This window comes from Paraburkholderia agricolaris (genome assembly GCF_009455635.1).
Classification (GTDB): Bacteria; Pseudomonadota; Gammaproteobacteria; order Burkholderiales; family Burkholderiaceae; genus Paraburkholderia; species Paraburkholderia agricolaris.
In genome coordinates this window covers 4429097-4450987 of record NZ_QPER01000001.1, presented here as the reverse complement: position 1 = coordinate 4450987, position 21891 = coordinate 4429097, and the positions used below count along the sequence as shown (strand labels likewise).

Annotated in this window: 19 protein-coding genes; 14 read left to right on the top strand and 5 right to left on the bottom strand. The window is 62.5% G+C overall.

What is annotated here, in order from left to right; genetic code table 11:
* Nucleotides 1–156 precede the first annotated feature (156 nt).
* Nucleotides 157–489 (top strand): divalent-cation tolerance protein CutA, encoded by a 333-nt coding sequence (gene cutA, locus GH665_RS19580; RefSeq protein WP_028199576.1) that lies wholly within the window; start codon nt 157–159, stop codon nt 487–489.
* The gene (dsbD, locus tag GH665_RS19575) at nt 482–2356 is read left to right on the top strand and encodes a protein-disulfide reductase DsbD (RefSeq protein WP_153137665.1); all 1875 of its coding nucleotides are present in this window, start codon (nt 482–484) and stop codon (nt 2354–2356) included. The genes cutA and dsbD overlap by 8 nt, the downstream gene beginning before the upstream one ends.
* Before the next feature lie 129 nt (nt 2357–2485).
* On the opposite strand, the gene hemB is transcribed toward dsbD, so the two are convergent.
* Together hemB and yihA are read right to left on the bottom strand one after the other, a co-directional pair.
* Nucleotides 2486–3484: a porphobilinogen synthase gene (gene hemB, locus GH665_RS19570; protein ID WP_153137663.1), complete on the bottom strand. Its 999-nt coding sequence runs from the start codon at nt 3482–3484 to the stop codon at nt 2486–2488.
* Nucleotides 3485–3734: 250 nt separating this feature from the next.
* A complete protein-coding gene (yihA, locus tag GH665_RS19565; RefSeq protein WP_153137662.1) occupies nt 3735–4388 on the bottom strand; it encodes a ribosome biogenesis GTP-binding protein YihA/YsxC in 654 nt (217 codons plus the stop codon).
* 216 nt (nt 4389–4604) lie between these two features.
* Between yihA and GH665_RS19560 the strand changes: the two genes are divergently transcribed.
* The 5 genes from GH665_RS19560 to msrQ all read left to right on the top strand — a co-directional run bounded on the left by GH665_RS19560 (nt 4605) and on the right by msrQ (nt 10741).
* Nucleotides 4605–5258 (top strand): c-type cytochrome, encoded by a 654-nt coding sequence (locus GH665_RS19560; protein ID WP_153137660.1) that lies wholly within the window; start codon nt 4605–4607, stop codon nt 5256–5258.
* Nucleotides 5259–5374: 116 nt separating this feature from the next.
* Nucleotides 5375–7597 carry a cytochrome c biogenesis protein ResB gene (locus GH665_RS19555; RefSeq protein WP_153137658.1) on the top strand — a complete coding sequence of 741 codons (2223 nt, stop codon included), beginning with the start codon at nt 5375–5377 and terminating at the stop codon, nt 7595–7597.
* A gap of 4 nt (nt 7598–7601) precedes the next feature.
* Nucleotides 7602–8813, top strand: coding sequence for a c-type cytochrome biogenesis protein CcsB (gene ccsB, locus GH665_RS19550; protein WP_153137656.1), 1212 nt, complete (start codon nt 7602–7604; stop codon nt 8811–8813).
* Nucleotides 8814–9008: 195 nt separating this feature from the next.
* Nucleotides 9009–10013 carry a protein-methionine-sulfoxide reductase catalytic subunit MsrP gene (msrP, locus tag GH665_RS19545; protein WP_153137655.1) on the top strand — a complete coding sequence of 335 codons (1005 nt, stop codon included), beginning with the start codon at nt 9009–9011 and terminating at the stop codon, nt 10011–10013.
* Between the two features lie 11 nt (nt 10014–10024).
* The gene (gene msrQ / locus GH665_RS19540) at nt 10025–10741 is read left to right on the top strand and encodes a protein-methionine-sulfoxide reductase heme-binding subunit MsrQ (RefSeq protein ID WP_153137651.1); all 717 of its coding nucleotides are present in this window, start codon (nt 10025–10027) and stop codon (nt 10739–10741) included.
* A gap of 110 nt (nt 10742–10851) precedes the next feature.
* Here the strand turns inward: msrQ and lysA are convergent, their stop codons facing one another.
* Nucleotides 10852–12114: a diaminopimelate decarboxylase gene (gene lysA / locus GH665_RS19535; RefSeq protein WP_153137649.1), complete on the bottom strand. Its 1263-nt coding sequence runs from the start codon at nt 12112–12114 to the stop codon at nt 10852–10854.
* Nucleotides 12115–12123: 9 nt separating this feature from the next.
* The gene (gene lptM, locus GH665_RS19530; RefSeq protein WP_153137647.1) at nt 12124–12477 is read right to left on the bottom strand and encodes an LPS translocon maturation chaperone LptM; all 354 of its coding nucleotides are present in this window, start codon (nt 12475–12477) and stop codon (nt 12124–12126) included.
* A gap of 35 nt (nt 12478–12512) precedes the next feature.
* Between lptM and cyaY the strand changes: the two genes are divergently transcribed.
* Nucleotides 12513–12830: an iron donor protein CyaY gene (gene cyaY, locus GH665_RS19525; protein WP_046567577.1), complete on the top strand. Its 318-nt coding sequence runs from the start codon at nt 12513–12515 to the stop codon at nt 12828–12830.
* 141 nt (nt 12831–12971) lie between these two features.
* On the opposite strand, the gene GH665_RS19520 is transcribed toward cyaY, so the two are convergent.
* Entirely contained in the window at nt 12972–15371 is a 2400-nt protein-coding gene (locus GH665_RS19520; protein WP_153137645.1) for a penicillin-binding protein 1A, read from the bottom strand.
* A 253-nt stretch (nt 15372–15624) separates the two neighbouring features.
* Here GH665_RS19520 and pilM point away from each other — a divergent pair, with 253 nt between their 5' ends.
* The 6 genes from pilM (at nt 15625) to aroB (ending at nt 21765) form a co-directional block, all read left to right on the top strand.
* Nucleotides 15625–16617, top strand: coding sequence for a type IV pilus biogenesis protein PilM (gene pilM, locus GH665_RS19515; protein ID WP_153137643.1), 993 nt, complete (start codon nt 15625–15627; stop codon nt 16615–16617).
* Nucleotides 16614–17345 (top strand): fimbrial assembly protein, encoded by a 732-nt coding sequence (locus tag GH665_RS19510; protein ID WP_246216247.1) that lies wholly within the window; start codon nt 16614–16616, stop codon nt 17343–17345. The genes pilM and GH665_RS19510 overlap by 4 nt, the downstream gene beginning before the upstream one ends.
* Nucleotides 17342–18265 (top strand): hypothetical protein, encoded by a 924-nt coding sequence (locus tag GH665_RS19505; protein ID WP_153137641.1) that lies wholly within the window; start codon nt 17342–17344, stop codon nt 18263–18265. Before GH665_RS19510 ends, GH665_RS19505 begins: the two co-directional genes overlap by 4 nt.
* Nucleotides 18265–20022, top strand: coding sequence for a type IV pilus secretin PilQ (locus tag GH665_RS19500; protein WP_425496040.1), 1758 nt, complete (start codon nt 18265–18267; stop codon nt 20020–20022). Before GH665_RS19505 ends, GH665_RS19500 begins: the two co-directional genes overlap by 1 nt.
* Before the next feature lie 106 nt (nt 20023–20128).
* On the top strand, nt 20129–20680 hold the full coding sequence (locus GH665_RS19495; protein ID WP_028199604.1) for a shikimate kinase: 552 nt from the start codon (nt 20129–20131) through the stop codon (nt 20678–20680).
* Nucleotides 20680–21765: a 3-dehydroquinate synthase gene (gene aroB, locus GH665_RS19490; protein WP_174771729.1), complete on the top strand. Its 1086-nt coding sequence runs from the start codon at nt 20680–20682 to the stop codon at nt 21763–21765. The genes GH665_RS19495 and aroB overlap by 1 nt, the downstream gene beginning before the upstream one ends.
* Nucleotides 21766–21891: the final 126 nt, after the last annotated feature.

Sequence of the window (21891 nt, the reverse complement as noted above, 5' to 3'; positions counted from 1 at the left end):
CGCCAAGCCTGGCTTTTTTGTTTATGGCGACGAATTTCATCACAAGCCGTAGATTGCGGCGGCCAAATGCCGCACGCCTGCGCCAGGAGCGTCTGCGGCATCGCAAGGCTAGGTGATACGATATCGGCACCTGAATCGTGCCTGTCCGGAGCCTTTGTGAGCGTGAATGTAACCTTGATTCTGACGACGGTACCAGATGCCACCGTTGCTCAGAAGCTCGCCGCGGATGTACTGGCCGCACGCTTGTGCGCGTGCGTCACGCAGTTGGGGACGGTTCAGTCCAGTTACCACTGGCAGGGCTCGATCGAAGCGGCGCAGGAGATTCAGTTACTGTTCAAGACGAGCAACGCACGCGCGCTGGAACTCGAGCAGTACATTCAGGCGCACCATCCCTACGACACGCCGGAAATCCTCTCGTGGCAAGCTACGGCATCGGCCGCGTACGGCCAGTGGCTCACCGCTGAAACTCAACGTCCTCTCCATGTTTAACGGTTCCACCCGAGTTGCGCGCAATGCGCTGCGCACGTTCCTTGTTCTGCTTGGCTGTCTGATATTCACGCAGTTCGGCACGCTTGCCCACGCCGCAGATGATTTCCTCGATCCCGCCGTCGCCTTCAAGTTCAGCGCGACCGAGAAACCCGGTGAAGTCGACGTCACCTACAAGATTGCGGACGGTTACTACATGTACCGCGAGCGCTTCGCCTTCGCGACCCGCAATGGCGCGGCGACGATCGGCGAACCGCAATTGCCGGCTGGCCACGTCAAGTTCGATCAGACCTTCAACAAGAACGTCGAAACCTATCGAAATGAACTGACGATCCGTATCCCGGTGAAACAGGCGGCAGGGCCGTTCGATCTCGCTGTCACGTCGCAAGGCTGCGCCGATGCCGGTATCTGCTATCCGCCGATGGAGCGTGTGTATCACGTGAGCGGCGAGGCGTTGCAGCCGGCCGGTAGCGCCGCCGCGGCAGCCTCCCCGCAGCAATCCGCAGCAGCCGGCGCGCCATGGTATGAGCGCGTCACCAGCGCTGACTATGCGCAATCGCTACTGCAAGGCGGCGGCTTCTTCGCGATCATCGGGCTCTATTTTGTGGCCGGCGTCGTGCTTAGTTTGCTGCCATGCTCGTATCCGATGATTCCGATCCTGTCCGCGATCATCATCGGCGAAGGCGCACGAGTGACGCGGGCTCGCGGTTTTGCGTTGTCGCTGGCGTATGTGATCGGCATGGCGCTCGTGTATACGGCGCTCGGCATTGCTGCAGCGCTGGTTGGGCAGAGCCTCGGCGCCTGGCTGCAGAACCCCTGGGTACTCGGCACGTTCGGCGTATTGCTGACAGTCTTCGCGCTGACCCTGATCGCGGGCTTCGACATCGCCTTGCCGCAGCGCTGGCAAGACGGTGTCTCGCGCGCATCGAGCGGGCGTTCTGGCGGCAAGTTTGCAGCGGTGGCCGTAATGGGCGCGCTGTCCGCGTTAGTGGTTGGCGCCTGCATGACCGCGCCGCTATTTGCGGTACTGGCCTTCATCGCGCATACGGGCGACGCTTTGCTCGGCGGTGCGGCGTTGTTCTCGATGGGACTTGGGCTCGGCGTGCCCCTTCTGATCATCGGTCTCGGCGCCGGTACGTTGCTGCCGCGCGCCGGCGCATGGATGAACGGGGTCAAGGTGTTTTTCGGTGTGGTGCTGCTTGCCGCGGCTCTGTGGATTGTCTGGCCGGTGCTCGGCGCGACTGCGACGATGCTGTTGAGCGCGCTGTGGTTGCTGATCGCCGCAGCCGGACTTGGTCTTTTCTCGGCACCCGTAGCGGGGGCTTCCGTCTGGCGCCGGCTCGGCCGGGGTATCGGCGCGGCGCTGGCAATCTGGGCGGCGGTGTTGCTGGTTGGCCTCGCGGCAGGTTCATCCGATCCGTTGCGTCCGCTGGCCGTGCTGGCCGCGCGCGGTGGCGGGGAAGCTAACGCAGCAGGCGTGTCCGGTGCCCCGAATGCGGGCTCACAGAGCGATCTGACGTTCGCTCCGGTTCGTTCCTCAGCCGAGCTCGACGAGGCCGTCAAAACGGCTGCGCAGCCCGCTATGCTCGATTTTTACGCAGACTGGTGCGTGAGCTGCAAAGAGATGGAGAAGTTCACGTTTAGCGATCCGCGTGTCCAGGCGAAGTTGAAGCAGATGAATCTGCTGCGCGCCGACGTCACCGCGAATAACACCGACGATCAGATGCTGCTCAAGCGTTTCAGTCTTTTCGGGCCGCCGGGCATCATCTTCTTCGATCAAGGTGGCAAGGAAGTGTTGCGCGTTGTCGGATACGAGTCCGCAGACAAGTTCTTGCGCAGTCTCGATCGCGTGACTGCGTCCGGCACCTAGCGTCGCGGCGCGGTTCAACCGCGCGGGTCCGCATAAAGAAACGGAGGCTGGACTGAAAAGTCCGCCTCCGTTTCTTTTTAAGCGTTCAGACTAGCGCCGCCCGCCAGAGCGGCGTGTCATCGAATCAGGTCACTTCTGTGCGCGCAAAATTCGCGCGGCATCCAGTGCGAAGTAGGTCAGCACGCCATCCGCGCCAGCCCGCTTGAACGCCAGCAGCGATTCCATCATCGCCTTGTCGTGATCGAGCCAGCCGTTCTGCGCAGCGGCCTTCAACATCGCGTATTCGCCGCTGACCTGGTACACGTAAGTCGGGAACTTGAACTCGTCCTTCACACGACGCACGATGTCCAGATACGGCATGCCTGGCTTGACCATCACCATGTCCGCACCTTCCTCGATGTCCGCTTGCACTTCGCGCAGCGCTTCATTCGAATTGGCCGGGTCAATCTGGTAGGTCATCTTGTTGCTTTTGCCGAGGTTCGCCGCGGAACCTACGGCATCGCGGAACGGGCCGTAAAACGCCGACGCGAATTTAGCCGCATAAGCCATGATGCGCGTGTGGATATAGCCCTCGCTCTCGAGCATTTCGCGGATCGCGCCGATGCGGCCGTCCATCATGTCCGAGGGCGCGACGATATCGACCCCCGCTTCAGCTTGCGCACGCGCCTGGTCGACGAGGATCTCGACGGTTTCGTCGTTGATCACATAGCCGGCTTCGTCGAGCACGCCATCCTGGCCGTGGCTCGTGTACGGATCGAGCGCGACGTCGGTCAGCACGCCGAGTTCAGGGAAGTTCTTTTTCAGTTCGCGAACCGCGCGCGGGATCAACCCGGCGGGATTCGTCGCTTCGCGGCCATCGGGCGTCTTCAGGGAAGGCTCGATCGCCGGGAAGAGCGACAGCACCGGCACGCCCAACTCGACGCATTGCTCGGCCACGCCCATCAGCAGATCCACCGACACGCGCTCGACGCCCGGCATCGACGGTACGGCTTGCCGCACGTTGGTGCCTTCGACGACAAACACGGGATAGATCAGATCGTTCGTGGTGAGGATGTTTTCTCGCATCAGACGGCGCGAGAAGTCGTCACGGCGCATGCGGCGCGGACGGTAGTGCGGGTAGAAGCTCATAAACGAATCGAAGAAACGTGGATGTGTGGAGTGGACAAGTAGCGCCTGCCTCCGCTCCCGGAAACTTTTCGAGACAATGGTATATCATACCGATCGAGCAAGGCGCCCTGCGCTGACCTCCCCGCTTCTCCTCCCTGAGCGGGTGCCTGTCGTTTTTTCGATTAGGCTGTTTGACCCGCCGTTAAAGCGGCGGGTTTTTTTATGGGCGGCCGAAAGAGCGTGTTTTCGTGGGCCGGGACAGGCTGGGCGGTCACTGCGGGGCGTCCGCTTCGCCTTTTGCGTTGGGGATCAGCCAGCTTTCAATCAGTTCGTGCGCTTCGTCGATGCCGATGCGCTTGAGCGCCGAGAAAAGCTGCGCGGTCAATTCGCCCTGGTAGCCGGCGGCACGATATTCAGCCAAACCTTTCTGCGTCGCGCGCAAAGCGTTCACGCTCTCCTGGCGCGTCAATTTGTCGCACTTGGTCAGCAGCGTGTGGATCGGCTTGCCGGTCGGCGCGAACCACTCGATCATGCGCCGGTCCAGATCCGTCAGAGGTCGGCGCGAATCCATCATCAGGATCATGCCGCGCAGTTGCGAGCGCGATTGCAGGTAGGTGGAGAGCAGCGCCTCCCAGTGAGCTTTGGCCGCGCCCGGCACTTCCGCGTAACCGTAGCCCGGCAGGTCGACCAGGTGTGCGGTCGGCTCGTCCGCCTTGCCCACCGAGAAATAATTGATGTGCTGGGTGCGCCCAGGCGTCTTACTGGCGAACGCGAGGCGCTTCTGGTTGCACAAAATATTGATGGCCGTGGACTTGCCCGCATTTGAGCGTCCCGCAAAGCAGATCTCGGGCTGCGCGGTGGCCGGCAGATCACGTAAGTGATTGACGGTCGTGAAAAAGCGGGATTGGTGGAGCAGGAAGGACATGATCAGGCCAGGATTCGAGACGCCGGGGAACCCGGAGTGGGGACGGGTCAAGCCCGACTGGCGTCTTAGCGATTAGCGAGTTATTGTACAATACGATGGTTTACTGAAAACCTGAGGGGGCCAGCCAGCGTGCCTTGGCGGCTCTTAGCGGTCACTCAGTCGCTGTCGTATCTTGCAAAACCTCTAAAATCCCACAAGACGAGACAGGGTGTGCGAATGAATCGACTGTGCAAGAGTCTGATGGTGCTTCAAGTAGCAGCGGGTCTTTCAGGTTTGGCAATTCAGGCACGAGCAGCAGATCCGGCAAAGCCGGACGTCAATCGGGGGCAGGCAATCGCAATGCAGGTTTGCGCGTCATGCCACGGAGCAGACGGCAACAGTGCTGGCGGTGCCTATCCCAAGCTGGCGGGCCAACATCCCGAGTATCTCGTCAAGCAGTTGATGGATTTCAAGACGCAGCCGGGCGCCAAGCAACCCGCGCGCAACAATGCGATCATGGCGGGCATGGCTGCGGCGCTGTCCGATCAGGACATGGTCAACGTGGCTGCCTATTTTTCGACGCAGACCCCGAAGCCAGGTTACGCGCATAACAAAGATACCGTTCCGCTCGGTCAGAAGATTTATCGCGGTGGCATAGCGGATAAGGGCGTGCCGGCGTGCGCGAGCTGCCACGGGCCGACCGGTCAGGGGATTCCGTCGCAGTATCCGCGGCTCTCGGGGCAATGGGCCGAATACACGGTGGCGCAGTTGATGGCGTTCACTCAAGGCCCGGGCGCACGTAACAACAATGAGGCGATGCATGCAGTCGCGTCGCGTCTGTCGGACAGCGAGATCAAGGCTGTAGCCGATTACATCGCGGGCTTGCACTAGGAAGTCCGCACGCAAGTGCAACCAGCCCGGCGAGGCTGGTACAAAACAAGAAAAGGGTGAGGGCGTCGTGTCTACGACAGCCCTTCACCCTTTTTTGCTGTTCAGTCGGAGTATGAATGAGCGTCACCACGTCGGGTTTGCAGTCGAAGTCGGGCAATCGCATCGCGCGCAGCATCATCGAGGTCTTGAGTTCGATGCGTTTCGCGATTGCGCTGCTTGTGATTCTGTCGATCGCCAGCATCATTGGTACCGTCCTCACGCAGGACGATCCCTATCCCAACTACGTTAATCAGTTCGGCCCGTTCTGGGCGGACATCTTCCGCTCGCTGAGCCTGTACACGGTGTACAGCTCGTGGTGGTTCATGCTGATTCTCGGTTTCCTGATGGTATCGGTGTCGCTGTGCGTGATCCGCAATGCGCCAAAGATGGTCGCAGACGCGAAGAGCTGGAAGGACAAGGTCCGCGAAGGCAGCCTGCGCGCGTTCCATCACAAGGGCGAGTTCGCGGTGCACGGCTCGCGCGCGCAGACCGCCGCGGTGCTCGCCAAACTCTCGGCGAAACTCGGCTACAAGTTCGTCACGCGTGAATCGGACGGTGCCACGCTGATCGCGGCCAAGCGCGGCGCGCTGACCAAGTTCGGTTACATCTCCGCGCATATCGCGATCGTGGTGATCTGTCTGGGCGGCCTGCTCGACAGCAATTTGCCGATCAAGCTGCAAATGTGGCTGTTCAATAAATCGCCGATCAGCGCCAACACGGTGATCAACGATATTCCGCCGGAACACCGCCTGTCGCAATCGAACCCGACGTTCCGCGGCTACGCATGGGTGCCGGAGGGGCAGCATGTGTCGACGGCGATTCTGAACCAGCCGAACGGCTCGCTGATCCAGGACCTGCCGTTTTCGATCGAGCTGAACAAGTTCATCGTCGATTATTACTCCACCGGCATGCCGAAGCTGTTCGCGAGCGACATTGTCGTGGTCGACCACAAGACGGGCGCGCGCGTGCCGGCGCGTGTCGAGGTGAACAAGCCGTTCACTTACGACGGCGTGTCGATTTACCAGTCGAGCTTCCAGGACGGCGGCTCGCAAATGCAGATGACCGCGTACCCGATGTCCGGCGCGAGCGCGAAAACCGCGCCCTTCGGCGGCACGATCGGCGGCAATGCGCCGTTGAGCGCGGCCACGCCGCTGGCCGACGGGCAGACCGTCGAATTTACCGATTTCCGTGCAATCAACGTCGAAAACGTGTCGAACGGCAGCGGCCAGACCGACGCCCGTGGGGTTGCCGCGCATCGCACGCTGAAGGAGGCGTTCGACGAACGCCTCGGCTCCGGCGCCAAGACCTCGAAGCCACTCGATCTGCATAACGTCGGCCCGTCGGTGCAGTACAAGGTGCGTGACAAGGACGGCCAGGCGCGCGAGTACAACAACTACATGCTGCCGGTGGACGTTGCGGGCGAAAAGATGTTCCTCGCCGGCATGCGCCTGAATCCGGACGACCCATTCCGCTACCTGCGCATTCCCGCCGACACCGGCGGTACCGTCAAGGAATGGATGAACCTGCGCGCCACGCTCGAAAATCCGGCCATGCGCGCCGCTGCCGCTCACCGTTTCGCACTGCGTTCCGTACCGGGTTCGAATACCGAACTGCAACAGCATCTGGAAGAGAGCGCGCTACGTGTCCTGACCCTGTTTGCTGGGGCGGACAACAGCATCAAGATGCCGAACGGCCAGACGGTCGGCGGCTTCCAGGCGATCGCCGGGTTCATCGACCATTCGGTGCCGAAGGGCGAGCAGGAAAAGGCCGCCGGCCTGCTGCTGCGCATGCTGGAAGGCGCGACGTGGGACCTGTGGCAACTGTCGCGTGAGCAACTGGGCGAGCCGGACGCCATGGCCAATGCGGACGCCAGCCGCTTCATCCAGAGCTCGATCAACGCGATATCCGACAGCTTTTTGTATGGATCGCCGGTCTATTTACAGCTTGACTCATTCAAGCAGGTGCAAGCTTCGGTATTTCAGTTGACGCGCGCGCCGGGCAAAAAAGTCGTGTATCTTGGCAGCCTGCTCCTCGTGTTGGGCATCTTTTCGATGTTCTACGTCCGCGAACGGCGTCTCTGGTTCTGGCTCAAAGATACCGATCACGGCACGAATGTCGTGATGGCGATGTCGAGCGCGCGCAAAACGCTCGATTTCGAAAAGGAGTTCGTCCAGACGCGCGACGCCGTCGGCGCCGCGTTGGGCACCAAACTCGTTGAAGCATCCGACGCCGCCGGCGCCCCCGACAAACCCGGCAATGCCGGCGCGCCGTCCGCACGCTCACAAGATTCGACTCGGTAAGATCATGGACTTGACTCAGGTTTCCTCTTCCTCCTCTTCAGCCTCGCGTTCGCAGAAGGCGTTCGCGAGCGAGGCGCTCAACGTCGCGCAGTATGACGAGCGGCCGTTTCTGAAACGGCTCGGTATCGTCGACTGGCTGTTCGCCGCGTTGATGGTTGCGGGCGCGGGCTTCGCGTTGTCGCGCTATTACCCGTTCATGAATTACTACGACAAACTGGTGCTGTGCTGCGCAGTGCCGGTGTTCATCGTACTGGGCTGGCGCTGGAAGCCCGTCCGTCCGCTGATGGTGGGCATCGCCGCGCTGTCGTTGCTGGCGATCCAGATCTATCACGGCGATCTCAGCCGCGCGGATAACGAGTTCTTCCTCAAGTATTTCCTGTCGAGCCAGTCCGCGATTCTGTGGATGAGCGCGCTCTTCGTGTTCGCCACCGTCTTCTACTGGATCGGCTTGCTGTCGCGTTCGCCGACCGGTGCCGCGATCGGTTCGAAAATGACGTGGGCTGCCGTGGTGATGGGCTTCGTCGGTCTGATGGTGCGCTGGTACGAGTCGTATCTGATCGGCGCGGATGTCGGTCATATTCCAATCTCGAACCTGTACGAAGTGTTCGTGCTGTTCAGCCTGATCACGGCGTTGTTTTACCTGTACTACGAGCAGCACTACAACACGCGTGCGCTCGGTGCATTCGTGCTGCTGGTGATCAGCGCGGCGGTCGGCTTCCTGATGTGGTACTCGGTCGCTCGTGACGCACAGCAGATTCAACCGCTTGTGCCGGCGCTGCAGAGCTGGTGGATGAAGATCCACGTGCCGGCTAACTTCATCGGTTACGGCAGCTTCGCGCTGTCGGCCATGGTCGGCGTCGCGTATCTGGCGAAGGAGCGCGGTATGCTGGCAGACCGCCTGCCGCCGCTCGATGTGCTCGACGATCTGATGTACAAGTCGATCGCCGTCGGCTTCGCGTTCTTCACGATCGCGACGATCCTCGGCGCGCTGTGGGCCGCAGAGGCTTGGGGCGGTTACTGGAGCTGGGACCCGAAGGAAACGTGGGCGCTGATCGTCTGGCTGAACTACGCGGCGTGGCTGCATATGCGCCTGATGAAGGGCCTGCGCGGCGCGGTGGCGGCATGGTGGGCGCTGACCGGCCTGCTGGTGACGACCTTCGCGTTCCTCGGCGTCAATATGTTCCTGTCGGGGCTGCATAGCTACGGCAAGCTGTAAGATCCGCCGTTCTGGAACGACTAAGAACCGCCGCGTGTTTCGCACCGGCGGTTTTTTTACGTCTGGCGGAATATTTGCTGCATCCAGGGTGTTCGTTAGAGCAGTACCTATGGATGCTGGCGAATGGCTAAACGAGCCGATCATCAATATGGCCCCGTAAGATAGACAAGCGATGGGCCGGCAAGGAGCAGCACGATGTGGATCAAGCGAAGCGACAGAACGCAACTTATCGGCGATGACATCGCGCGTAGCGAAATCACGCCGCAAGGTGTCTTCGAGAACCGGCGGCGCGTTTTGCAGGCGGCGGGTGCGGCGGGTGCATTAGCGCTCGGCAGTCTGATCGGCGTGAACGGCGAAGCGCTGGCAGCTTATTCGTCGCCTGATCCGAAGGCGCAGAAGCTCGCGGCGAAGACCAATGCGAAGTTCGTCGCGCTCGACAAGATCACGCCGTACAAGGACATCACCACGTATAACAACTACTACGAATTCGGTACCGACAAGTCGGATCCGGCGCAGAACGCCGGTACGTTGCGGCCGCGTCCGTGGAAGGTGAGCGTCGAGGGCGAAATCAAGAACCCGAAGGTGTACGACATCGACGAATTGCTGAAGCTCGCGCCGCTCGAGGAGCGCGTGTACCGGCTTCGTTGTGTCGAAGGCTGGTCGATGGTGATTCCATGGATCGGCGTGCCGCTCTCGGAGTTGATCAGGCGTGTACAGCCGACCGGCAATGCGAAGTACGTGCAATTCATCACGCTTGCCGATCCGTCGCAAATGCCCGGTCTGTCGACGCCGGTGCTCGACTGGCCATACTCCGAAGGTCTGCGGATGGACGAAGCGATGAATCCCCTGACGCTGCTGACCATGGGCCTCTACGGCCAGGTGCTGCCGAATCAGAATGGCGCGCCGATCCGGGTGGTGGTGCCGTGGAAATACGGCTTCAAGAGCGCGAAGTCGCTGGTGAAAATCCGTTTCCTCGACAAGCAGCCGCCGACCAGCTGGAATACGTATGCGTCAAACGAGTACGGTTTCTATTCGAACGTGAATCCGAACGTCGATCATCCGCGCTGGAGTCAGGCTACCGAGCGGCGCATCGGCGAAGACGGTTTCTTCACGCCCAAGCGCAAGACGTTGATGTTCAACGGCTACGGCGATCAGGTCGCATCGCTCTATCAGGGCATGGACCTGAAAAAGAATTTTTGAGCGGTGTGAGCATGGCTTCTGAAACACAACCTGTTACTCCGCCAACCGAACGTGGGACCCGGCGAGCGGCGCCGACGTCGACGTCGGCATCGGCCACGGTCGCCGCAAAGCGCCCTGCCAGTGGCGCGCGCTGGATCGTGCCGGCCAAAATCGCGGTATTTATCGCGGCGTGGTATCCACTCGCGCGCATCGTGCTGTTCGGCATGACCGATCGGCTGGGTGCGAATCCGATCGAGTTCATCACGCGCTCGACGGGGCTGTGGACGCTCGTTTTTCTGTGCATCACGTTATCTGTGACGCCGTTGCGCCGCCTGACCGGCATCCCTGCTTTGGTCCGTTTTCGCCGGATGCTAGGCCTTTACGCGTTCTTCTACGCGACGCTCCATTTCACCACGTACCTGTGGTTCGACAAGTGGTTCGATGTTGCCGCGATTCTCAAGGATATCGGCAAACGTCCGTTCATCACCGTGGGCTTTGCCGCGTTCGTGCTGCTGATCGCGTTGGCCGTTACGTCGCCGCGCGCGATGGTGCGCAGACTTGGCCGCCGCTGGCAGGCATTGCATCGCGCAATCTACGTGATTGGCGGGCTTGCGATCCTGCACTTCTGGTGGATGAAGGCGGGCAAGCATGACCTGGTTTTGCCGAAGATTTACGGCGCGGTCATGGTCGCATTGCTGGGATGGCGTTTGATCCTATGGCTACGCGAGCGGAGGTTAAATGCGCGCTGACCAAGCTGCCAGGCGTCGAGCGTGCCAATAAAAAAGGCGATGCCATTGCGGCATCGCCTTTTTTTCATGCTGCTGTTTAAGTTCTGACGCGTTCTGGCGAATTCAGACGTTTACGCCGGCAGAATCGTTTCGCCCGCAAACAGTTGCTTGACCTCTTCGCGAGCACGAACGACATACGCCTGTGTACCATCAACCATCACCTCGGCCGCACGCGGACGGGTGTTGTAGTTCGAGCTCATCACGAAGCCATATGCGCCAGCCGAGCGAATCGCCAGCAGATCGCCCGGTTCGACTGCGAGCAGACGCTCGCGGCCCAGCCAGTCGCCGCTTTCGCAAACCGGGCCGACCACGTCGTACACATGCGTAGGCACGTCGCGCTTAACGACGGCATCGATCGCATGATAGGCCTCGTACATCGCAGGGCGGGCAAGATCGGTCATCGCCGCGTCGACGATGGCGAAGTTCTTTTCCGCGCCTGGCTTCAGAAACTCGACGCGTGTCAGCAGCACACCTGCATTGCCGACCAGCGAACGGCCCGGCTCGAAATACACCTCGCGATGCCCGTGGCCGCGCGCTTCGATGCGATCCAGCACGGTGCGCACGAACTCACCGATCTCCGGTGGGGTTTCGTCGTCGTATGTGATACCGAGCCCGCCACCTACGTCGATGTGGCGAATCTTCACGCCGTCCTGCTCGATCTGTTCGACCAGTTCGAGGACCTTGTCGACCGCATCCAGATAGGGCGCGACTTCAGTGATCTGCGAGCCGATATGGCAGTCGACGCCGACCACCTCGAGATGCGTCATCGCGGCAGCGGCTCGATACGTAGCGCGTGCGTCTTCGAACGCGACGCCGAACTTGTTCGACTTCAGGCCGGTGGAAATATACGGATGCGTTTTCGCGTCGACGTCAGGATTCACCCGCAACGAAACGGGTGCTTTTTTGCCCATTTCCGCGGCGACTGCATTCAGGCGATCGAGTTCGGGAATCGACTCGACGTTGAAGCATTTGACGCCTGCCGCGAGGGCTTGGCGCATCTCGTCCGCATGTTTGCCGACGCCGGAAAACACGGTGTTTTCCGCTTTGCCGCCCGCGGCCAGCACGCGCGCCAGTTCGCCGGCCGACACGATGTCGAAGCCGGCGCCGAGACGCGCGAACACATTCAGCACCGCGAGATTGCTATTGGCCTTGACGGCGACGTGCACCGTCGCGCGGCGACCGGCGCAAGCGCCTGCATAGGCATTCCACGCTTCGGTGAGGGCGGCGCGCGAATAGACGTACAGCGGCGTGCCGAACTGCTCGGCGAGTGAGACGGCGGACACGCCCTCGGCGTGCAGCACGCCGTCGACGTAGTCAAATGCGGATCGAGTCATGCGAAAGTCTTATTGAACGGGAGTGGCGGCAGAGGCAGGTTGCGCAGGCGTAGCAGCGGAGGCGCCAGACGCGGGCGGCGCGGCAAGTTCGGTATCCGGCGACAACGAGAGCGGCGCACCGGAGGTATCCGGTATCTCACCCGTCGGGGAGGCGCTTTGCGCACCCGGTTTCACTTCACCCGATGTTGCTGCCGGCGGCGGTTGCGTGCGATCGATCGGCTTGGCCGGTAGCGGCGGCACGGTGGGCAAATAGAGCGAACCGCGTTGTCCGCAGCCGGCAAGTGCACAACCTGCGAGAATGGCTAAACCCGCTACAATCGCGCGGCCGGGCGCCGCCGCGCGCATCCGAGATACGACTCGCATGACTGTCCCTGTATAAATAATCGATGGAGTTTAGCATGTCCGATAGTGATTACCTGACCCGCGCGGAAGCCGCGCTAGCCGCCATCGAACGCGCGCTCGACGACACGGAAGCCGACATCGAACTCGAGCGCAGCGGCAATGTCCTGACCCTCGAATTCGAGAACCGCTCGAAGATCATCGTCAATCTGCAGCCGCCGATGAGCGAGATCTGGATTGCCGCAAAGGCGGGTGGATTCCACTTCCGTTTCGTCGACGGCGAGTGGCGCGATACGCGCAGCGGCACGGAGTTTTTCGCCGCGCTGTCGGAGTACGCGACGCAGCAGGCCGGCGAGCCGGTTCACTTCGAAGCGTAAGCGTGGTGGCAGAGGGGTCGTCGGAATGACGGCCTGAACCGGCGCGGAAACATGCGTCGGAAAAAGTGCTGAATCGATCGCCCAAATGAAACCGCCGCGCATCGAGCGCGGCGGTTTTCTTTTTTCCGGCCAATCCAGCGTTTAGTGGCCGCGGAACAGATTCATGATGTCCTGCTTTTCCTGCTCGCCGACCTGTTCAGGCGCCGCCGCTGACGCGCCGCTCGCGTCGGCATCCAGTGCCGCCTGACTGATGCCGACGGTGGCGACGAAGCCGTGGCCCGGCGTGAAGTCGTCGAAATACAGTTCCGAACCCAATTCCGTCACGCCGTCGGGCATCGGCATCTTGTATTCCGGCACGCCTTTGAGCGCGCGCGACATGTAGTCGATCCACACCGGCAACGCGAGGCCGCCACCGGTTTCCCGGTCGCCGAGGCTGCGCGGGTTGTCGTAGCCGATCCAGGCGATGGCGGTAAGCGTGTGCTGATAGCCGGCGAACCATGCATCGCGCGAATCGTTGGTCGTGCCGGTCTTGCCGCCGAGATCGGTACGCTTGAGCACATTGGTTTTCGCGCCCGTGCCACGTTGCGCGACGCTTTGCAGCAGGCTGTTCATTACGTACGCATTGCGCGGCTCGATCGCGTGCGGCGCACTCTGCTCGGCAACCAACGGTTGCGCGTGCGCCACGACGATACCGCGCTGATCGGTGACTTCAGCGATCAGATAGGGGTTGACGCGATAGCCGCCGTTCGCAAATACCGAGAACGCGCCGGCCATCTGCAAGGGCGTAACGAGACCCGCGCCGAGCGCCATTGGCAGATAGGCCGGGTGACGGTCCGCATCGAAGCCGAAACGCGTGATGTATTGCTGCGCGTACTTCGTGCCGATCTGGTTCAGGATACGAATCGACACGAGGTTCTTCGACTTCTGCAGCGCGGTGCGCATGGTCATCGGACCGTCGAAGCCGCCGCCATAGTTCTTCGGTTCCCACGCCTGGCCACCCGTTTCCGCGGCGCTGAAAAAGAGCGGCGCGTCATTGATCACCGTGGCCGGTCCGAGTCCCTTTTCGAGCGAGGCCGAGTAGATGAAAGGCTTGAAACTCGAACCCGGCTGACGCCACGCCTGAGTGACGTGGTTGAACTTGTTCTTGTTGAAGTCGAAGCCCCCGACCAGCGCGCGAATCGCGCCATCTTGCGGCACCACCGATACGAACGCGCCTTCCACTTGCGGCAACTGGGTAATCGACCAGTTGCCGTCGTCGTCCTTCACTAGGCGAACGATTGCGCCGGGCCGCACGCGCTGATTCGGCTGCGCACGCGGGCCGAGCGCGAACTGCGCGAAGCGCAGGCCATCGCCCTGAATGGTCGCGACGTTGCCGTCGATGAAAGTGGCCTGCACCTGCTTCGGGCTCGCCGAGGTCACCACCGCGGCAATGATTTCGCCGTTGTCGGGATGCTCGAGCAGTGCGTCGTCGATAGCTTGTTCGCGGTCATCCGCATCGGACGGCAGATCGATGAATGCTTCCGGGCCGCGATAGCCGTGACGCCGCTCGTAGTCCATGAGACCCTTGCGCAGCGCCCGGTAAGCCACGTCCTGATCGGCCGAGTCGATGGTGGTCACGACATTCAGCCCGCGTGTGTACGCTTCCTCGCGATATTGCGCGTACATCATCTGCCGCACCATTTCCGCGACGTACTCCGCGTGCACGCTGAACTCCTTGCCCGCCCCCTTGACGACTAGCGGCTGCTTGCTGGCCTCGTCGTACTGTTCCTGGGTGATGTAGTGCAATTCGTACATGCGCTGCAGGATGTACTCCTGGCGGATCTTCGCGCGCTTCGGATTAACCACCGGGTTATACGCCGACGGCGCCTTCGGCAGCCCCGCCAGCATGGCGGATTCCGCCAGTGTCAGGTCCTTCAGATCCTTGCCGAAGTACACTCGCGCCGCGCTCGCGAAGCCATAGGCGCGCTGACCGAGATAGATCTGATTCATGTACACCTCAAGAATCTGATCTTTCGTCAGCTTCGATTCGATCTTATAGGCGAGCAGCATTTCGTAGATCTTGCGCGTGTAGGTCTTCTCACTCGAAAGGAAGAAGTTGCGCGCCACCTGCATGGTGATCGTGCTGGCGCCTTGTGTGGCATGACCATTGGTCAGCGCGACGAAACCGGCGCGAGCGATGCCTGTGAGGTCGACGCCGCCGTGATCGTAGAAGCGCGCGTCTTCGATTGCCAGCACGGCTTTCTTCAGACTGTCGGGCACGTCCTGGATGTGGACGATGTCGCGCCGTTCTTCGCCGAATTCGCCGATCAGCACATGATCGGCCGTATAGATGCGCAAGGGCACCTTCGGCCGATAGTCGGTCAGCGCGTCGAGCGACGGCAGGTTCGGCGTTGCCACCACCAGCGCATAACCCAGCACCAGCAGCACGCACAGGATGCCTGCGACGATCAAGCCCACAAAGCCCATGATGAGCTTGAGCCACAAGGGGCGTTTGCGCTTCTGCGGCGCGGGCGGCGGGGACGTAGGAGACGTGGATTGCATATGGATACCAAAAAACAGTCCCGCGATTATAGCCGCCCCGCTTTTCAGCTTTCGGCAGGCTTACTGACAGTTCTTGACAAGTCGCTGCGCCGCGCAGGAATGACTTCACTGTAGACGCTTTGATCGCACGCGGGGCACGCGTCGCGCAACGTTAGCCATTTGGCTGAGTGTCGCGCGGCGGCGCGGCTACGCACAATCCCTCCTCGTTACCCGCGTTCGAATAGTTCGTCGCGTGAGTGTCAGGGAGGGCGTGATGACGTTCAAAAATTCGTGGCTTCAAGATGTGCGGCTCGGGGCGCAGCGGTTTGCTGCGGGAATCGATGTAGGTTCACAGGCGGTGCGTCTGATCGTGGTGAGCCGGCATTCGCGCACACGTGCCGCGCTGCATATCGAATATGCGAGCACCGTGCCGCTCGGTGCGGGCGCGATGGCCGGTACTGAGATCGCCGACCGCCTTGCGGTGGCGCGTGCGTTGCGTGATGCATTCGCGGGTCTGCCGCGCGCATGTGCGCCGCACGCCTTGCGCTGCGCGATGGCGTTGCCCGCCTCTGCCACATTGACCACCACTGTGCCGCTCACACGGCTCGCCGAACTCGCCGGTTGCACGCAGGACGGCGGGCATGAACTGGCCGAACTCGAGCCGGCGGTGATGAACGAAGTCGAGCGTATCGCCGGCCTCGAGCGGCATGCGCTGGCCGTCGACTGGTTCGTCGACGAAACACATTTGCCGGTTCGTTCCGTGACGATTGCCGCAACCGCCCGCCAGCATCTCGAAGCGCGTATCGAATGCGCGGCGAGCGCCGGCATCTCGCTCACCGCGATTGACGGCGAGCCGCATGCAGCCTTGCGTGCAATGCGCTATGCGGCGAGCCACGAACTCGAGCCGCACGAGCCCTATGTCGCGCTCTGGATCGGTACAGACGGTGTGTACGGCTGGCGCATCGTCGACGACTGCGTGGTGGGTGAAATGCGTTACCCCGCGCCTGAGCACGCGGATCTCGCTGACGCGTTGCGCGATCTCGTTCAAGGTCCCGCACTCGACTGCGCGCTGTTGAGCGGCGAGGTCGATCTGCTCGACGGCGTGGGTTTCTCGCTTGCGGATATTGCCGACGTGCTGGGCTGCGCTGTGCTGCCGTTCGAATGCGCGGCGCTTGGCGGCCTCGCACGTCAACTGCACGATCCGTTGTTGCACGAGCCTGCCGCGGCCGTCGCATTCGGGCTCGCGTTGCGCGGGGTGCTCGAATGATGCGCGGTCTGCGGCGCCCCGGTTTGGACCCGGCGGGTTCGAACACGCGAGCTTCCAGGCATGGCGCCAGCTTCGCACCGCTGTGGCTTGGAGGCTTCAATCTGCTGCCGTATAGACAACGCAATACGCGGCTCGCGCACCGGCGCCGTCTGCTCGAATGGGTTGCCGCGGCGGTTGCCGGTCTTGCGGCTGTGCTCGCGCTGGTTGGGTGGCAGGCATTCGAAAGAGCGCGGCTCGATGCGCAGCGCGCGTCGATCGATCAATCGCTCACGCAACTGGCCGCGCCGCTTGCGGAGCACACCAGATTATTGCGGGAGCAAGACGAGCAGCGTAAAGGCGTGGCGCGCGCGGTGAGCCTGTCCGAGCCGCTTACGCATTTGCGCGATCTGCTGGATGCATTGAGTTTCGAACCGGGTGACGGCGTGGTGCTGCAGCAGTTGCGCCAGCGCGAGCACGAGACGGAACTGCTGGCGACCTCACGCGGGCATATCGCGTCGGCCGAGTGGCTCAAACGCCTGAGCGCAATCCGCGGCGTGCAAGGTGCGGAGGTGAACGACCTGCATCGCTCGACGCCACGCACTGGTGCGGTCACGGCGGGCGGTGTGAGCGGCCCGATCGAATTTGGAGCGCATCTGCGCTGGGGCAGTCCGCCGACGAAAACAACCCAACAGTCCGGCACGGCGGCGCAACGTCCCATGAAATCTGAACAATCACGAGGTGCGAAATGAGTGCGACTTTTGTCGAGTTCGGCGGCGCGGCGAGCGCGCGGTTCTCTTTTTCCCATTGGATCAAGCATGTGCGTTTGCCGCTCGCTGTCTGGAGCCGTCGGCGCCGTTGGATGGTCGCATTGCTGATCGCCGCGGTGGTGTTCGGACTTGGGGCTCATGGCTGGATAGTGGCCGATCTCGGTGGGGTCGGGGCGAGTCGTACGGCATTGGAGGCGGCCACCCGGCAATTCGCGGATGCGCGCCGCGCGCTGGCGCAACTGCCTGCGCTGCGCCGGGAAGCTGCGGCCGGCCCGGGTTCACGGTTGCCTGCATCGTGGAGCTCCGCGGACGACGTTCGAATCGTGTCCGAGCTCGCGCAGCAGAACGGCGTCTCCTTGCTGTCGCTGGAACCGGGTGCGGCCAACGGCTCGGGTGCCGAAAGCATGCGTCCTGTACAACTCACCGCGCACACTGATTTCGTTCACCTGATGGCATTTCTGCGCGGCCTGTCGGACCTGCCGGTACTGATTGTTCCCGTCGACGTCACGGTCAACCGCGATGCCGTTTCGCTAACGGTGAAGGCAACGCTGCATGTCTTCAGTGCGCTGAGGCCCGTGCCGTCAACTACCGCTACAGACGCGTTGGTCGACGAGAGTCTCGATTCGGACGACGAAGAAGACATCGTGTTCTTCGACCCGTTCGCGCTTGCACAGATGTTCGCGTCCGGCGAACCGCAAGCCGATGCTTCTCAACTGCGCCTGGTCGGCTTGCTGCACGATCGCATCCGCGGGCTCGCTTTGCTCGATACGCCGGACGGTGCGACCACGGCCGTGTTCGGGCAGCAACTCGGGGCCGAACGCGTCACGCGCCTCGACATGCTTGGCATCACCTTGGCCAATGGCGGCGCGACGCGAACGCTGGCATTGACGGAGGCGTCCTGATGAGTCTGATGACGTCGCTCGGCCTGACTGCGTCGCGCGTTGGGGTTCGTGTGCATTCTGGCTCAGGCATGCGCTGGAGTTTGCCGGCATCGGCGCGTGGAGGCGCCTTTTGCGGTCCGCCAGGCAGTCCGGTTCGCAGCTTCTTTAGCATCCTCATCGTCGGCGTGGCGATAAGCATCGGTATTGCGCACGCTTCGCCCCCGCCGCTACCCGTGTACATGCCGGTCGACGACACCCTTGCGCCGTCCGATGCTCGCTACGATATACCGCCGCTGCCGCGCGGCGTCGGCGCCGAAGTGCCCAACCCGTTCAGCGACGAGTCCGTCGATGAGCCCGGCCTATCGCGAGCGGTGGCGACCACCCGGATCGAACCCGCCAACGACCTTACCGGAGCCCCAAATGGCCCGGTGCTTCCAGAGAAGCACGCAGGGTCGGCGGCGGTCGACGGCGCCGAAGCTACGACGCTCGAAGGTCCGCCGGTGCCGCTGCTCCCACTTGCGCGCCTGAGCGATGCACCTAAAACGCCTGCAGACGCGCAACTCGCGGCCGACGACAAACCAATCTCGCTTAACTTTCAGCGCGCCGAACTCGGCGCGGTGCTCAACGCGTTCGCCGAGTTCACCGGGCTGAACGTCGTCGCGAGCGAGAGAGTGCGTGGCGCCGTCTCGTTGCGACTCGACAAGGTGCCGTGGCGCACCGCGTTCGACACCCTGCTCGACGTCAACGGGCTGGCAATGGAGCGCCGTGGCAACGTGATCTGGGTCGCGCCGATCGCGGAGCTGGCCGCGCGTGAAAGACAGCGTTTCGAAGCACACGCGAGAGCCGCCGATCTTGAGCCTCTCGCAAGCCGCACGTTCGAGCTGCATTACGCGCGTGCCGAAGACGTGCGGCGCCTGCTGACCGGTGCGGGAAATCAGCGCGTGCTATCCAGACGCGGCGCCGCGACCGCCGATCCGCGCACCAACCTGCTGTTCGTCACCGACCTCGAAGGCCGCCTTGCGCAAATCAGTGCGTTGCTTGCGTCCGTTGACCGGCCGACCCGTCAGGTGTTGATCGAGGCGCGCATCGTCGAGGGTGAGCATGGCTTTTCGCGTAACCTCGGCGTGCGGCTTTCCATGGCGGCCACCAACGCCGACGGTACCGCCCGAGGCTTGACAGGTGGCACGGACGGCACCGTGTACGATCTGTCGGCGCGGCCGATTTCGGGTTTTGACGCCGCCACCGCCGGGCTGACCTTGTTCGCGGCCGGGGCGACGCGGCTCCTGAACATCGAACTGAGCGCGCTGGAGGCCGAAGGGCGCGGCGAAATCGTCTCGAGTCCACGCGTAGTGACGGCAGACCGGATGAAAGCGGTCGTCGAGCAGGGCACCGAGTTGCCCTATCAGGCGAAAGTGGGGCAGGGCGTGTCGGGCGTGCAGTTTCGCCGCGCCACGCTCAAACTGGAGGTCGAGCCGCAAATCATGCCGGACGGCAGGGTGGTGCTGGACCTCGATGTAGCCAAAGACAGCGTCGGCGAGCAGACCGACGCCGGACCCGCGATCAACACCAAACACGTACAAACGCGCGTCGAAGTCGAAGATGGTGGTACGGTGTCGATCGGCGGAATTTACGCGACCGACGACCGGGACGATGTGACGCGGGTGCCGGTCCTGGGCAAAATACCCGTTTTAGGGGCGCTTTTTCGCCATCGGGCTCATCGGGACCAGCGCAGTGAACTGGCAATTTTCATCACGCCGCGCGTCGTTCAGACAAATTAGGGGCACGCTGGCGCCGCTGTTTAGCGGCAGCCCGCAGGCTCGACAAGGCAGCCGCTTTGCCAGTAAGCTGCGGCACGAACCATACCGGATTAGCCAGAGGACACCGTTGCAAGCGCGGGACGCACACGCCAATGTATTTTTTGTAGGGCTCATGGGGGCGGGCAAAACCACCGTGGGCCGGGCCATTGCGCGCCGTCTCGATCGCCCGTTCTTCGATTCCGATCATGAAATCGAAGCGCGCACGGGCGCGCGTATCCCGGTGATCTTCGAGCTGGAGGGCGAAGCGGGCTTTCGCGATCGCGAGGCGCATGTGATTTCCGAGCTGACCGGGCGCGACAATATCGTGCTGGCTACGGGCGGCGGCGCGGTGCTGCGGCCGGAAAACCGCGAAGCGCTGCAAAATCGGGGCGTAGTGATCTATTTGCGCGCCAATCCGCACGATTTGTGGCTGCGCACCCGGCGCGACAAGAATCGCCCGCTTTTGCAGACCGAAGACCCCAAAGCGCGCCTCGAAGCGCTCTACGAAGTACGCGATCCGCTATACCGGGAATGCGCGCACTTTGTGATCGAAACCGGCCGGCCTTCAGTCAACGGACTCGTCAACATGGTTCTGATGCAGCTCGAGATGGCCGGCGTCGCCAAACATCCTGCGTCATAATGGACCGTATGATTACCGTCAATGTCGAACTGGGCGAGCGTGCCTACCCCATCCATATCGGTGCCGATCTGATCGGCCAGACCGCGTTGTTCGCGCCGCATATCGCCGGCAGCTCGGTCACAATCGTCACGAACACCACGGTCGACCCGCTCTATGGCGACACGCTGCGCGCGGCACTCGCGCCGCTCGGCAAGCAGGTGTCCACGGTCGTTTTGCCGGACGGCGAGGCGTACAAGAACCTCGAAACGCTGAACCTGATTTTCGACGCCCTGCTGGGCTCACGCGCCGATCGCAAGACCACGCTGATCGCTCTCGGCGGCGGGGTGATCGGCGACATGACGGGATTTGCCGCGGCCTGCTACATGCGCGGCGTGCCGTTCATCCAGGTGCCGACCACCTTGCTGTCGCAAGTCGATTCGTCGGTGGGCGGTAAGACCGGCATCAACCATCCGCTTGGCAAGAACATGATCGGCGCGTTCTACCAGCCGCAGGCCGTGATCGCCGACATCGGCGCGCTGCGCACGCTGCCGGCGCGCGAGCTGGCAGCGGGCGTCGCCGAAGTGATCAAGACTGGCGCAATTGCCGACGCCGGCTTCTTCAGCTGGATCGAGGCGAACGTCGAGGCGCTCAATCGCTGCGAGCCCGAAGCGCTGGCCGAGGCGGTCAAGCGCTCGTGCGAGATCAAGGCGTCGGTCGTGGCGCAGGACGAGCGTGAAGGCGGCCTGCGCGCAATCCTCAATTTCGGCCACACCTTCGGCCATGCGATCGAAGCCGGACTCGGCTACGGCGAATGGCTGCACGGCGAAGCGGTCGGCTGCGGGATGGTGATGGCGGCGGACCTGTCGGTACGCATGGGCTATCTCGACGAAGCCGCGCGCAAGCGCCTGGTCGACGTGATCGTTGCGGCGCATTTGCCCACTCGGGCGCCCGCGCTGGGCGATTCGCGGTACGTCGAACTCATGCGAGTCGACAAAAAGGCGGAAGCCGGCGCGATCAAATTCATTCTGCTGAAGCGTTTCGGTGAGACGCTCATCACCCAGGCGCCCGACGCCGAGGTGCACGCCACGCTGGCTGCCGCCGTCTAGACCGATTCGGCGAGGGCCTGGCAGCAAGGCAGGGCAAGGCAATACGCACCAGCGTCACGAGGCGCCGCCCATGTTTCGGAGAATCCGGTGACAGACAGGCGCAGCGACGATGTAGAGCATGACCCG